The organism is Agrobacterium sp. SORGH_AS_0745 (genome assembly GCF_030818995.1).
Taxonomy (GTDB): Bacteria; Pseudomonadota; Alphaproteobacteria; order Rhizobiales; family Rhizobiaceae; genus Agrobacterium; species Agrobacterium tumefaciens.
Genome location: NZ_JAUTBI010000001.1, coordinates 1,394,404 through 1,407,618, shown reverse-complemented (window position 1 = coordinate 1,407,618; position 13,215 = coordinate 1,394,404). Strand labels below are relative to the sequence as shown.

The 13,215-nt window shown below is 59.7% G+C and carries 12 protein-coding genes; 5 read left to right on the top strand and 7 right to left on the bottom strand.

Annotated features, from left to right (window positions below; all coding sequences use genetic code 11):
* Nucleotides 1-5: 5 nt before the first annotated feature.
* Entirely contained in the window at nt 6-1,061 is a 1,056-nt protein-coding gene (locus tag QE432_RS06480) for an ABC transporter substrate-binding protein (protein ID WP_065687810.1), read from the bottom strand.
* A 359-nt stretch (nt 1,062-1,420) separates the two neighbouring features.
* On the opposite strand from QE432_RS06480, the gene QE432_RS06475 reads away from it, so the two are divergent.
* Nucleotides 1,421-2,728, top strand: coding sequence for an NtaA/DmoA family FMN-dependent monooxygenase (locus tag QE432_RS06475; protein ID WP_065687811.1), 1,308 nt, complete (start codon nt 1,421-1,423; stop codon nt 2,726-2,728).
* Between the two features lie 61 nt (nt 2,729-2,789).
* On the opposite strand, the gene QE432_RS06470 is transcribed toward QE432_RS06475, so the two are convergent.
* A complete protein-coding gene (locus QE432_RS06470) occupies nt 2,790-3,818 on the bottom strand; it encodes an LLM class flavin-dependent oxidoreductase (protein ID WP_065688006.1) in 1,029 nt (342 codons plus the stop codon).
* A 385-nt stretch (nt 3,819-4,203) separates the two neighbouring features.
* Here QE432_RS06470 and QE432_RS06465 point away from each other — a divergent pair, with 385 nt between their 5' ends.
* The 3 genes from QE432_RS06465 to QE432_RS06455 all read left to right on the top strand — a co-directional run bounded on the left by QE432_RS06465 (nt 4,204) and on the right by QE432_RS06455 (nt 7,663).
* Nucleotides 4,204-5,352, top strand: coding sequence for a mandelate racemase family protein (locus QE432_RS06465; RefSeq protein WP_065687812.1), 1,149 nt, complete (start codon nt 4,204-4,206; stop codon nt 5,350-5,352).
* A 4-nt stretch (nt 5,353-5,356) separates the two neighbouring features.
* Nucleotides 5,357-5,986 carry an SGNH/GDSL hydrolase family protein gene (locus tag QE432_RS06460; RefSeq protein ID WP_065687813.1) on the top strand — a complete coding sequence of 210 codons (630 nt, stop codon included), beginning with the start codon at nt 5,357-5,359 and terminating at the stop codon, nt 5,984-5,986.
* Nucleotides 5,987-6,064: 78 nt separating this feature from the next.
* Entirely contained in the window at nt 6,065-7,663 is a 1,599-nt protein-coding gene (locus QE432_RS06455) for an ABC transporter substrate-binding protein (RefSeq protein ID WP_003511152.1), read from the top strand.
* Between the two features lie 276 nt (nt 7,664-7,939).
* Here the strand turns inward: QE432_RS06455 and QE432_RS06450 are convergent, their stop codons facing one another.
* The 4 genes from QE432_RS06450 to QE432_RS06435 are packed head-to-tail and all read right to left on the bottom strand — an operon-like array spanning nt 7,940 to nt 11,448.
* Entirely contained in the window at nt 7,940-8,698 is a 759-nt protein-coding gene (locus QE432_RS06450; protein ID WP_003511153.1) for an ABC transporter ATP-binding protein, read from the bottom strand.
* Nucleotides 8,698-9,534, bottom strand: a complete 837-nt coding sequence (locus tag QE432_RS06445) for an ABC transporter ATP-binding protein (RefSeq protein WP_013761686.1) — start codon at nt 9,532-9,534, stop codon at nt 8,698-8,700. The genes QE432_RS06450 and QE432_RS06445 overlap by 1 nt, the downstream gene beginning before the upstream one ends.
* A gap of 4 nt (nt 9,535-9,538) precedes the next feature.
* On the bottom strand, nt 9,539-10,426 hold the full coding sequence (locus tag QE432_RS06440) for an ABC transporter permease (RefSeq protein WP_003511156.1): 888 nt from the start codon (nt 10,424-10,426) through the stop codon (nt 9,539-9,541).
* Nucleotides 10,426-11,448 carry an ABC transporter permease gene (locus tag QE432_RS06435; RefSeq protein WP_065687814.1) on the bottom strand — a complete coding sequence of 341 codons (1,023 nt, stop codon included), beginning with the start codon at nt 11,446-11,448 and terminating at the stop codon, nt 10,426-10,428. The genes QE432_RS06440 and QE432_RS06435 overlap by 1 nt, the downstream gene beginning before the upstream one ends.
* Nucleotides 11,449-11,779: 331 nt before the next feature.
* Here QE432_RS06435 and QE432_RS06430 point away from each other — a divergent pair, with 331 nt between their 5' ends.
* The gene (locus tag QE432_RS06430) at nt 11,780-12,415 is read left to right on the top strand and encodes a LysE family translocator (RefSeq protein ID WP_111783010.1); all 636 of its coding nucleotides are present in this window, start codon (nt 11,780-11,782) and stop codon (nt 12,413-12,415) included.
* 27 nt (nt 12,416-12,442) lie between these two features.
* Here QE432_RS06430 and QE432_RS06425 read toward each other — a convergent pair whose 3' ends face one another.
* Nucleotides 12,443-13,174, bottom strand: a complete 732-nt coding sequence (locus QE432_RS06425) for a FadR/GntR family transcriptional regulator (RefSeq protein ID WP_003511162.1) — start codon at nt 13,172-13,174, stop codon at nt 12,443-12,445.
* Between the last annotated feature and the right edge of the window lie 41 nt (nt 13,175-13,215).

The following is a 13,215-nucleotide window of genomic DNA, read 5'->3' as shown; positions in this document are numbered from 1 at the left end:
CGCCCTCACTTCGCCGCAGCCTGTTGCAGTAAAGAAAGCGCGCGCGGATCGGCCCAGTCGTTCACATCGAAATCGTCAGGGATGAATTTCCATTCCAGCAGGAAATCCTTGAAGTGGCTGAGCGCATCCAGCTCCGCCGGATCGAGATCGAGCCTCAGGTTACGGTACACATCCGCCCCGTTGGCGGCGATAACCGCTTCCTCGCTGACACCGATCTCGCGGGCGATGAAACGCACCGCTTCCGCCGGATTGGCGTTCGCCCAGCCGGCAACCCGCTGTACCGTGGCCACGAGGTCGGCGACGAGATCGGGCCTTTCATCGGCAAAGGTGGCATCTACAGTCAAAGGACGTGGCGTGCCGTTATTGATGCGGATTTTCGGATCGGGGTGAAACCCGGTCGACACGACGACGTGCGCGCCAATGAGATTGGCGACGGTGACGCCCTCCGCTCCTTTGACAAAAAACGCATCGATCTTTCCGCGATGCAATGCCGCGATCTCCTCCCCATAGGGCAGCCGTCGGCGCAGGCCATGGAACCTGTCGTCAGCCGGTCCGAGCAGCACCGGCTCGGTTGCGGTGAGATCGACCAGCTCGACCTCCGCCACGGAAAGGCCGGAAACGGTCAGTGCCGACACGATGCCCTTGAGCGATGTGGCGCGCTGGAAGTCGATGGTTTCGTTCGGTCGTTTCGGCAGCCCGATGCGCCGGCCCTTCAGTTCGCCGCCCTTTGTTATACCACTGGCTGGCAGCGCTATGACCGCCTGAAACTCGTCGGTCCTGGTCAAACCGACAAGACGCGTCTGGCGTCCGCCGGATTTTGCCCAGATAGGCGGAATATTACCGCCCTGACGGAATGACCAGTCCAGACGGTGATCGAAATGGCTTTGGCGAATGGCCGGATCCGCCGCATCGCGAATGGAAGAAACAGTAATGCCGTGGCCGGCGAAACTCTCCTCGATCCAGCCAAGCTGCGCCGCGATGGAAAGCGGCGTTGGCGCCGGGCAGCGCGTGTACCAGACGGTTTCAGGGTGGGTTATCTGGCGAAGGGCCGCATCAGCCATGGCGTTCGTCCTCTCAATTGCGATCTCTACGACACGCTACACGCCATAAAATATTTTCTATAGATAAAGTGTACTATTTGAGAGGCCATTGAGGAAATTCGTTTCCATATCATCATGGCTTCGTACTTCCGGTAAAATATCCTTTCGGAAACGGCGTCATTCGCAAGCGATACTTCGGCGAAGAGCGGCACGCGATGTGAGCCTTTCCTTGGGAGCGTCGGCCATGGCTGGGAAGTTTTTCTTCTCCTGACAGCAAGGATTTTTAACTCGCGACCGGAACCCCGGCTGTTACGCTTCCCCGCAATTGTGTCGGAACCGCAAGCCGGCAATCCAACAGACCTGAAAGAAAAAGTGGCAGCATGAGCACGAACAAACGCCGGCTCAATCTCAATGTCGGCATCAATACCACCGGATACCTCGCCAATGCCTGGAAATACAGGAGCGGAGACCGGCACGATATCAACGATATCGGCTATTACCGGCGACTGACGGAACTGGCTCACAAAGGCCGGTTCGACGCCGTTTTCCTTTCGGATCACCCGGCATTGCTGACCGACCCGACAAGCCGGCCGTTTCACACCATCGATCCGCTCATCCTTTCCACATCGCTTGCCGCACAGGTGCCGGACATCGGATTCGTGGCGACGGTGTCCTCCACCTATAACTCGCCCTATAATTTTGCGAGACGAACGCAATCCATCGATATCGTCACGGGCGGTCGGTTGATCGTCAACATCGTCTCCTCCTTCAATCCGAACGTCGCCGCCAATTTCGGCAACGACCCGCTGCCGCCGCGCAATGAGCGATATGCCAAGGCCACGGAATTTCTCGATGTCGCGAAAAAGCTCTGGTCGAGCTGGGATCCGCGCCGCGAAGGCGAGATACCGGAAGACCGCTTCTGGGATGCGGCGACGGCCGAGACCATCGATCACGAGGGGCAATATTTTCATGTCAAAGGCCCGCTCAACGTCCCTCGTGGACCGCAGGGGCACCCCGTCATCGCCCAGGCGGGCGCTTCCGAGGGCGGCATCGATCTGGCGGCACGTCATGGCGAGATCATCTATTGCAACATATTGTCCCGTCCCGCCGGCCAGGCCTTTGGCAAAAAGGTCCGTGACCGCGCAGTGTCTTTCGGCCGCGATCCCTCCCGCATCCGCATCGTTCCCGGCCTCGTCGTCATTCTCGGCGAGACGCGCGAGGAAGCGCTGCGCAAACACGAACTCTACAGCGGAACCGGCTCGGAAGACGGTCTTCTGGCACGCTTCGCCAAGGAAAACGGTATCGATCCCCGCGATTTCGATCCCGATGCGAAACTGGATGGCGAGCGCTTCATTCCCGACCAGAACCGACAATGGGCTGTCGGCATGGGGCTTGGCCTTTCCGAACTGCTGACCCATGAAAAGCTCACCGCCCGCGAGGCCGTGCGGCGCTCGGAGGGGCATCACCGGCTGCTGCTCGGCACAGCAGAAGAGGTGGCGGACGGCATCATCGATCTCTGGCAGGACGGAACGGTTGACGGCTACACATTGCAGCCGCCCCGTGCCCCTGACGATATCGCCGAATTCGTCGAACAAGTCGTGCCGGTGCTGCAAGACCGCGGCGTTTATCCGCGCGAATACGAAGGCACGACCATACGCGAGAGATACGACCTGCCTCAACCGGACTGACGCTGTTCGCCTCGTTCGCCATTCCCACGCTCGGCGAAGGAATGGCGACGTTGTGAACGCACTATTGAGCTGTTGCCACTTTCAAAACCGGCCTTTCGCCGGAAAGCTGCGGCAGCACAGAGGCGAAATCCGTCACGATCTGGCGATAATCTTCCGGCTGGAATTCATAGGGAAGTTCGAGGCGGAATTCCGAGACAAACGGCAGAACGGGGTCGCGCGACAGCTTCTCCAGAATTTCATCCGTCGTCCCGACAATATCAGGCAGAAAAAGCGTGCGGCGCGCACCATGCGGCGTATGCGTGCGCTTGTCGCGCTCGGCCGCAAACTCCGCATAACGGCGGCGTGTCGCCGGGCTGGCACTGTCCGTCGGTAAAATCACGCGGCCAAGGGCGACGCGCGGCTGGCGCTCATGCGCCCATTCCTGCCGGAACCGGGCAACGAGGGCCGCCTGCGCCGTCAGAAAATCATCGGTATTTTCACCGCTGACGATATTGCCGGTCAGCAGATTGAATCCCGCCTTCCCCGCCCAGCGAGCGGAATTCTGCGATCCGCCGCCATACCACAGCCGGTCGGTCAACCCCTTGGCGAAGGGCCGAAGGCGCGGCACCTGCGCGCCCGCTGCATTGCCCGCCTCCGTTTCGCTGGACAGCGGTTCTGATCTCAAGGCCCTGGTGAGCTTCTCGGCGCGGGCATGGCTGTAATCCGCATCGGGCGCCGTATCGACATAATCCGAAATCAGATGGGCGAAGGGCGGCGCGCCGACAGAGACGCCGACATTCAACCGTCCGTGTGACAGCACATCCACGGTGGCGAGATCTTCCGCCAGCCTGAAAGGGTTTTCATAACCCAGTTGAATGACGGCGGTGCCGAGGCCAATCCGCTTGGTGCGCTGCGACGCCGCCGCGAGAAAGGTGGCGGCCGAGGACACACCGCGTTCCAGATGACGCTGGCGGACCCAGGCGCTATCATAACCCAGCGCCTCGCCGGCTTCGAAAAGCTGCAGAGTTTCCTCCAGCCCCTGCGCAGGATCATCATCGTGATAGTTGCCGGGAACCAGAAAAGCAAAATGCGAGATATGGGAAATAGGCATGGTGTGCATCCGGGAATGTTTGTTGAGGCATGATGAAGCTCAGACAGCGCAGGTGCGGCCATCATCCTGTACCGCGCATACCCAAGCAGAATGCACGATGACCGGCATCGCTGGCGCGGCATGGTCTTTTATAGTCCCGGCGATTTTTGAAAGATCGTTGCGCGATTCAGTAGTCTACTAAAATTATAGATTAATCCTCAAGGAGCGGTCGCTTTGTCCCCTCTCCATCCTTTTAAATACGCCGACGTATCGAGCGCCGCGCGAATGCCCTTGATTTTCCTCCACAACATGTAATACAGATTATCATACATGTTGACAAATAATGCATACATGTATGACATTGCAGCCACCACGAACGCTGCGATACCTGCATGAGGGAGGAATTATGATCATCACCGACGTCGAGGTCCGTGTTTTCCGCACGACGACCCGTCGGCACTCGGACAGTGCCGGTCACGCACATCCGGGTCCGGCGCATCAGGTGGAACAGGCCATGCTGACCATCCGCACGGAAGACGGGCAAGAAGGCCATTCCTTCACAGCGCCGGAAATCGTTCGCCCGCATGTCATCGAAAAATTCGTCAAGAAGGTGCTGATCGGCGAGGATCATCGCGACCGGGAACGCCTTTGGCAGGACCTTGCTCACTGGCAACGCGGCTCGGCGGCGCAGCTGACTGACCGCACGCTGGCGGTGGTGGACTGCGCGCTCTGGGACCTTGCCGGCCGCAGCCTCGGACAACCTGTATACAAGTTGATCGGCGGTTATCGCGACAAGGTGCTCGCCTATGGCTCGATCATGTGCGGGGACGAGCTGGAAGGCGGCCTAGCAACGCCTGAAGACTATGGCCGGTTTGCCGAAACGCTGGTGAAGCGCGGTTACAAGGGCATCAAGCTTCACACCTGGATGCCGCCCGTCAGCTGGGCGCCGGATGTGAAGATGGACCTCAAGGCCTGCGCGGCCGTGCGCGAAGCGGTCGGGCCCGATATCCGCCTGATGATCGACGCCTTTCACTGGTATTCCCGCATCGATGCGCTGGCATTGGGACGTGGCCTTGAAAAGCTCGGCTTCGACTGGATCGAAGAGCCGATGGATGAGCAGTCGCTCTCCTCCTACAAGTGGCTCGCCGACAATCTCGATATTCCCGTCGTCGGCCCGGAAAGTGCAGCTGGCAAGCACTGGCACCGCGCAGAATGGATCAAGGCCGGCGCCTGCGATATTCTTCGCACCGGCGTCAACGATGTCGGCGGCATCACGCCGGCGCTCAAGACCATGCACCTGGCCGAAGCCTTCGGTATGGAATGCGAGGTGCATGGCAATACGGCCATGAACCTGCATGTGGTCGCCGCCACCAAGAATTGCCGCTGGTACGAGCGTGGCCTCCTGCATCCCTTCCTCGAATATGATGACGGCCACGACTATCTGAAGTCTTTGTCCGACCCGATGGACCGCGATGGGTTCGTTCACGTTCCCGACCGGCCGGGCCTTGGCGAGGATATCGATTTCGATTTCATCGACAACAACCGGGTGAGATAAGGCTATGAAAACCGTGCTCGCCTTTGGAGACAGCCTCACCTGGGGCGCAGACCCGGCAACGGGTCTCCGCCACCGGCCTGAGCATCGCTGGCCGGAGGTGCTGGAGGCCGAGCTTTCCGGAATGGCGAAGGTTCATGCCGAAGGACTTGGCGGGCGCACCACCTGTTATGACGACCATGCCGGCCCGGCCTGCCGCAATGGCGCGCGAGCTCTTGAAGTCGCGCTTTCGTGCCACATGCCGCTTGATCTCGTCATCGTCATGCTGGGCACCAACGACATCAAGCCGGTGCATGGCGGTCGCGCGGAAGCCGCCGTTTCGGGCATGCGGCGGCTGGCGCAAATCGTCGAGACCTTCATCTACAAGCCGCGAGATGCAGTGCCTAAGCTTCTTATCGTCGCGCCACCGCCCTGCGTCGCAGGCCCCGCTGGAGAACCGGCGGGCGGCCGCGATATCGGACAATCACTACGGCTTGCGCCGCTCTATCACAAACTCGCCGCCGAACTTGGGCATCACTTCTTTGATGCCGGATCGGTCGCCAGCGCCTCGCCAGTGGATGGCGTGCATCTGGAAGCGCCGGCAACGGCCGCAATCGGCCGGGCGCTCGCCGCTCCGGTCAGAGACATTCTTGGCTGATCACACGAAGCCTGTGGAGGAACAGGCGCGCGGATCGAAACGTGGAAGGCCGTATGAACCGGCCGTATGGGAGGAAAAATGAGACATTTTCTTGCAACCGCAGCCCTCGGTGCACTGCTGATCGGCGCCGTGCCGCTCAGCGTCTTTGCAGAAACGCCGAAGGACCAGCTCATCGTCGCCACGACCATGAGCAATATCCTGACCCTTGATCCAGCCGCCATTACCGGCCGCGAGACGGTGCAGGTTCTGAATAATATCTACGACACGCTGGTCGTGCTTTCGCCCAAAGATCGCAGCGTCCAGCCCCGCCTTGCCGAACGTTGGGAAATCGGCGAGGACCGGAAATCGATCCGCTTCCACCTGCGCGCCGACGCCAAGTTCGCGTCCGGTAACGCCGTGACGGCCAAGGACGTGGCTTGGAGCCTGAAACGTCTGCTCGCCCGCAATCTGGCGCAATCGTCTTTCCTCAAAACGCGCGGTTTCAAGCTGGAGGATGCCGACAAGCTTTTCGTCGCCGAAAACGACCAGACCTTCGTGCTTAATATTCCGAAGCCTGATGATCCCAACCTGCTGCTGATGATCCTTGCACAGAATGGGCCCGGCTCGATCATCGACAGCCAGACGGCGCTTGCCAACGAAAAGGACGGCGATCTCGGTGGCGCGTGGCTGACGCTCAATTCGGCGGGCTCCGGCCCGTTCAAGCTGACCCAGTGGAAATCCAACGAATATATCATTCTCACCCGCAACGACGATTACTGGGGTGAAAAGGCCAAGATGAAGCGCGTCCTGATGCGCCATCTGCCGGAATCGCAATCGCAGCGGCTGATGCTGGAAAAGGGCGACATCGATGTCGCCTACTCCCTGCAGGCGCCGGACCTGAAGTCGCTCGAAGCCGACAAGACCATCGCCATCGAATCCACACCCGGCTCCGGTTTTTATTACCTCAGCGTTTCGATGAAGGACGAGCGCTTCGCGAACAAGAAAGTGCGCGAAGCCCTGCGTTACCTGATCGACTACGACGGTCTCGACAAGGCGGTCATGCCCTATTACGGCAAGCTGCATCAGCGCTCTCTCAGCACCGGTGTGATGGGCGCGCTGCCGGATCAGGGCTACAAGCTCGATATCGCAAAAGCCAAGGCGCTTCTGGCTGAAGCCGGTTATCCAAACGGTTTCAAGACGACGTTGCGCGTGCTCTCGGAAGACCCCTTCATGAAAGCGGCAACGGCAATCCAGAACACACTGGCCCAGGCCGGCATCCAGGCCGAACTTATCAGCGGTTCCGGCGACCAGATTTACGGCGCCATGCGCGAGCGCAACTTCGAACTGCTTCTCGGCCGCGGCGGCGGCGGTCAGCAGCCGCATCCGGACAACAACCTGCGCTCCATCGCCTATAATCCGAACAATGCGGACGACGCCAAGCTCACCAACTATCAGAGCTGGCGCACGAGCTTCTTCGATGAAAAGCTGAACAAGATGATCGAGGAAGCCCTTGTCGAGCGCGACGTGGCGAAACAGACGAAGCTCTACGAGGACCTTCAGGCCTATATGGACGAGATCGTCATGTCCATTCAGCCATTCTCCGAAGTTGTCGACACCGCCGCTTTCCGCAGCGACATCAAGGGTATGATCGTCAGCCCATGGCTCTCGCGCTTTGAAGAGGTGAGCAAGGAGCGGTGATCGGCTGCCATATCTGCGAGTAGGAGAAGGCGCGGCTAACCCCGCGCCTTTTTGCTGTAATGAAGCTCCATTCACCCAATGTGTTAGGCGAAGCCTCCGCACTCCGTAACGCCGGACGAGATCCGGGGTCTTGTGTGAGCAGCCTAAGCGCAGTTGGCGGCCCGCCATCCCGCCGTAGCCATCCAAAAAAATTGCCCGGCACTGAAGGCCGGGCAAGGAAGGAGGATTTTATTATTCGTGATGCCCCGGAGGAGGACGATCACGCTTTGGGAGGTGTCATGCGCCTTCATATTCCAGCGAGGCGCCGATCAGTTCGCGCGCATAAGGATGTGTCGCACCATTGCCGGCGATGGCCTCACGCGGCAGGATTTCGGTGATTTCGCCGCGCAGCATCACGGCGAAGCGATCGCACATGTGGTCGACCACTGCGAGATCGTGCGTCACCATGATATAGGTGAAGCCGCGCTCTTCGCGCAGGCGCTGCAACAGGTTGAGGATTTCGGCCTGCACCGAAACATCGAGTGCCGAGGTCGGCTCGTCGAGCAGAAGCAGCGACGGTTCAAGGATCAGCGCACGCGCAATCGCTACGCGCTGCCGCTGGCCGCCGGAAAGCTGATGCGGGAAGCGGTCCAGGAACGACACGGGCAGACCGACATCCGTAATTACCTTGCGCATGCGCTCTTCACGATCGCCCAGTTTATGGATGGCAAGCGATTCTCCGAGAACGGTGCGCACCGACTGGCGCGGATGCAGCGAACCATAGGGATCCTGAAACACCATCTGCAACGTGCGGCATCGCTCGATCAGCGGCATGTCGCGAACCGACTTTCCATTGATGAGGATTTCGCCGCTCCAGAAATCATTCAGCATCGACACGCAGCGCAACACTGTTGATTTGCCCGAACCGCTTTCACCGACCAGACCGAAACACTCGCCCGGCTCGACGCGAAAGGACACCGAAGGCAGCACTTTAAGCGCCGTGTGGCCGCTGCCGAAGGTGATGGAGAGATCGCGGGTTTCAACGGAAACGGCCATTATACTTTCTCCTCCAGCCATTCGGGGCGGCGATCCAGCACCGCAAGTGGCGCACGCGTGCCGCCAATCCGCGGCTGCGCCGCGAGCAGGCCGCGCGTGTAGGGGTGCTGCGCTTGATCGAGGTCGCGCGCGGCAAGCGTTTCCACCACCCGGCCGGCATACATGATGAGTACCCGGTCGCAGAAATTGCGCACGAGATTGAGGTCGTGGCTGATCATGATGAGACCGATGCCTCTATCCCGAACGAGGCCATCGAGAATATTCAGAACCTGCAGCCGTACCGTCACATCCAGCGCGGAGGTCGGCTCGTCGGCAATGACCAGATCAGGATCGGCAAGCAGCATCATCGCAATCATGACGCGCTGGCCCATGCCACCGGAAATCTCGTGCGGATATTGCTCGTAGACGCGCGCGGCGTCGCGGATTTTGACCGCATCGAGCATGGCGAGCGCCTTTTCGCGGGCTTCCGATTTCGACGCCTTGAAATGGCGCAGATAGGTCTCCGTCACCTGATCGCCGACACGGCGGATGGGATTGAGAGAGAATTTTGGATCCTGAAGGATCATCGACATGCGCCGTCCGCGAACCTTCAGCATCTCCTTCTCACTGAGCGACAGAAGATCGAGGCCATCAAAATCAAGCTTGTCGGCCGTTATCGTCGCCGATGGAAGGAGGCGCAGCAAGGCCCGGCCGACGGTGGACTTGCCCGAGCCGCTTTCGCCGACAATGCCGAGACGCTCCCGGCCAAGGGTGAAGGAGATGCCGCGCACGGCCTCGGTGGGCGAACCGCCATAACGGATGCGAAGATTCTCGACGTCGAGGATTGGTTTTTCCATGGCCCTATTTCCGGTTCATCTGCTTCGGATCGAGCGCATCCCGCAGGCCGTCACCCAGAAGGTTGAAGGCAAGGCTGACGGAAAGGATCGCAACGCCGGGGAAAGTGACGAGCCACCAGCTGTCGAGCATGTAACGGCGTCCGGTCGCGATCATCGCGCCCCATTCAGGCAGGGGCGGCTGCGCGCCAAGGCCGAGGAAGCCGAGGCCTGCGGCGGTCAGAATGACGGTCGCCATATTCAGCGTCAGACGGATCAGGACCGAAGGCAGGCACATGGGCATGATCGATTTTATGATGATACGCAGCGGCGAAGCACCCTGAAGCCTTGCGGCGGCAATGTAGTCCGCCTTGCGGAATGTCATCGCTTCGGCGCGTGCGAGCCGCGCGATCGGCGGCCATGAGGTGAGCGCGATCGCGATGATCGCATTGTTGAGGCTGGGTCCGAGCGCGGCCACGAAGGCGAGCGACAGGATGAGGCTCGGGAACGACAGGAAAATATCCGTGATGCGCATCATCACCGTATCGAACTTGCCGCCGAGATAACCGGAGGCCGTGCCGACCAGCAGACCGACCGGACCGACGATGATCGACACCAGCGAGATGATGGTGAGAGTGATGCGCGCGCCCCACAGAAGGCGACTGTAAATATCGCGTCCAAGCTCGTCCGTGCCGAAGAAATGGCCGTTACCGGGCGGCTGCAGCGTCTTGGCGAGATCCTGCACGTAAGGATCATGCGTCGCAAGCCAGGGCGCGAAAATCGCCGCGATGACGAGAAGCAGCAATATCACCAGGCCGAAGGCCGATGTCGGGCTTTTCAGCAGGAAGACAATGATGTTCTTCAGCGCGTTCAAAGGCACGGGAAGACGCAAGGAAGTTTCTGCACGAGCCGTCATCAGCGGGTCCTCGGATCGAAAAAGCGGTACATAATGTCGGACAGGAGATTGAGCCCGATGAAGATGACGCCGACGATAAGCACGCAGGTCATCACGGCATTCATGTCGCCGATGATAAGATTGCTGGTGAGATATTGGCCGAAGCCCGGCCAGGCGAAGACGGTCTCGATAAGGACAGCGCCTTCCAGCAGTGAGCCGTAAGCAAGGGCAATGATGGTGACGAGCTGCACACGAATATTGCCGAAGGCATGCAGCCACACCGTCTGGCGTTGCGACAGGCCTTTGACGCGCGCAGTCGTCACATATTCCTGGCCCAGCTGGTCGAGCATGAAGCTGCGCGTCATGCGGGTGATATAGGCCGACGATGAATAACCAAGCAGAGCGGCGGGCAGGATGAGGTGATTGATGGCCGACCAGAAGACTTCCATATCGCCCGCCAGCAGGCTGTCGATGAGCAAGAAGCCCGTTCGTTCCTCCACGAGACCGATATAGAACTGGTCCATGCGGCCACCGCCGCCGACAAGCCCGAGATGAGCGTAAAAAACGATCAGCGCAATCATACCGGTCCAGAAAATCGGCATGGAATGGCCGAACAGGCTGAGCACCCGCACCAAATGGTCCTGCCAGCGGTCTTTCTTGACGGCGGCATAAACCCCCATGGGAATTCCGAGGCCGGCACCGATCAGGATCGCGAAGGTCGCAAGCTCCATCGTCGCCGGCATGACGCGTATGATATCCTGGATGACAGGCTGGCCCGTGCGGATCGAGGTTCCGAAATCGCCGGTGAACACATCGCCGAGATAATAGATGAATTGTTGCCAGAGCGGACGGTCGAAACCGAGCGCATGGTAAACCTGCTCATAGGTTTCGCGGGTCGCGTCCTCGCCGACGATGGCCCGCACCGGATCAGCGGGCATCAGGCGGCCGATGAAAAAGGTCAGCAGCAGCAATCCGAGCAGCGTGACCGCAATACTTCCGATCTGGCCGGACAGGCCATACAGCGAAAGGCGTCTTTTTGGCATGGTTCCTCCCTTGCCAGAAGTCGATTGCACAAAATAACAAAGGCGCAATCCTGTCTGACAACTATTCGCAAGTTGTCACAGGTGTGGAGAGCTGTCAAGCATATGCCGATAAAATTGGTCCTGCGGCAGGCTTGGAAAATGACTGAAGCAGGCAACAACGCTGCCTTTCAAGACCGAGATTTCATCCGAAAACCAGCGGTTCTTTGCTTTGCCGGAGAAAGGAATCACACATATTGCCGCGATGACAAAAGCCTGTATTCTTCGCTTCGAACTGCCTGTGGAGATGCCGGTCCGGCACCGGCACATCTCCTGCTTCAAGGGGGAGGAAGACATGGCGGAAATGACACTTCTGGCATTTGCGATAGTTGCCTTTATCGGTATTGCCACACCTGGCCCGACGGTTTTGCTGGCGCTTGCGAATGGCTCGCGTTTCGGGGTTCGCCGCGCCTTTACAGGTATGGCCGGCGCGGTCCTCTCCGATTTCGTCCTGATCGGCGCGGTTGCACTGGGATTGGGAGCATTGCTCGCCGCCTCGGAGTTCTGGTTCGGCGTCGTCAAATGGGTCGGCGTTTGTTATCTTGCCTTCCTGGGCGCCATGCTTTTGCGCTCGAGAGGCTCGCTTGATGGCGCTCTTCAATCGGCAGACACTTCCGGGGCCACTTCCGCCCGCTCGATTTTCCTCAAAAGCTTCCTTGTAGCCGTGACCAACCCCAAGGGATATCTGTTCTTTTCGGCTTTCCTGCCGCAATTTATCGATCCGGCAGCACCGCAGATCCAGCAATATGCGGTGCTTGCGCTGGTTTCTGCCGGCATCGATTTCATCGTCATGTTCGGATATGCCCTGCTGGGCTCGCAGGCCGTCAGACTGTTGCGGAAGTCAGGGGCGTTATGGCTCGACCGCATTTGCGGCGGCGCACTTTTGACGCTTGCCGCCTCTCTGGCTTTCTACCGACGGGCGAGCGCTTAACCTGCTGAGAAAGCTGAAATTTCCGAGTTATTCGGCGGCTGTGCGGGAGCGCAAAAGCACCTTGTAGCGCTCAAGACTACCGCGCAGATGCGCCGCCATATATTGGCGGGCAGCATCGGCATCGCCTTCGATGATGGCGTCAACGATCTTCGCATGCTCCTCCTGGAGATGAAGATTGTAGTCCTTCGGACGGGAACCGGGCGCCGCCCCCTGTAATTCGCCACGCGGGATGATGCCGGAGCGGATGAGTTGAAGAAACTCGGGGAATCGCCTGTTCTGCGTCGCCTGTGCAATGGCCAGATGGAACTCGAAATCGGCATCCCGCGTCGGCAACCCGGCGGCGAGACAGTCGCCAACGCGCCGATGCGCATCGACAATCGACTCCACCTGCACGGCGGATCGGCGCGATGCCGCAAGCCCTGCGGATTCGACCTCGAAGACGGTGCGCAATTCCAGTAGTTCGATAACCGAGGAGATCCGTCCCACGGCGAGATCATTGAAAGGCACTTCCTTGGCCGGCTTCACCTCAATGGCAAAAACGCCCGCTCCCTTGCGGGCCTCTACGAGACCATCCGCGCGTAGAATGGCGATGGCCTCCCGCACCACGGTGCGGCTGACGGAATATTCGCGTGTCAGCGCGCTCTCACTCGGGAGACGGTCGCCGGGACGGAACACGCCTTCAGACAAATCTCGCCGCAATGCGGAGCTGATTTTCGCCGCGAGCGATATTCCCGGCTTCGTGCTGCTCTCAACGTCCATTCCGGCCCACCTGTTTTAAACTTGTCTGGCATGTTAGCAAA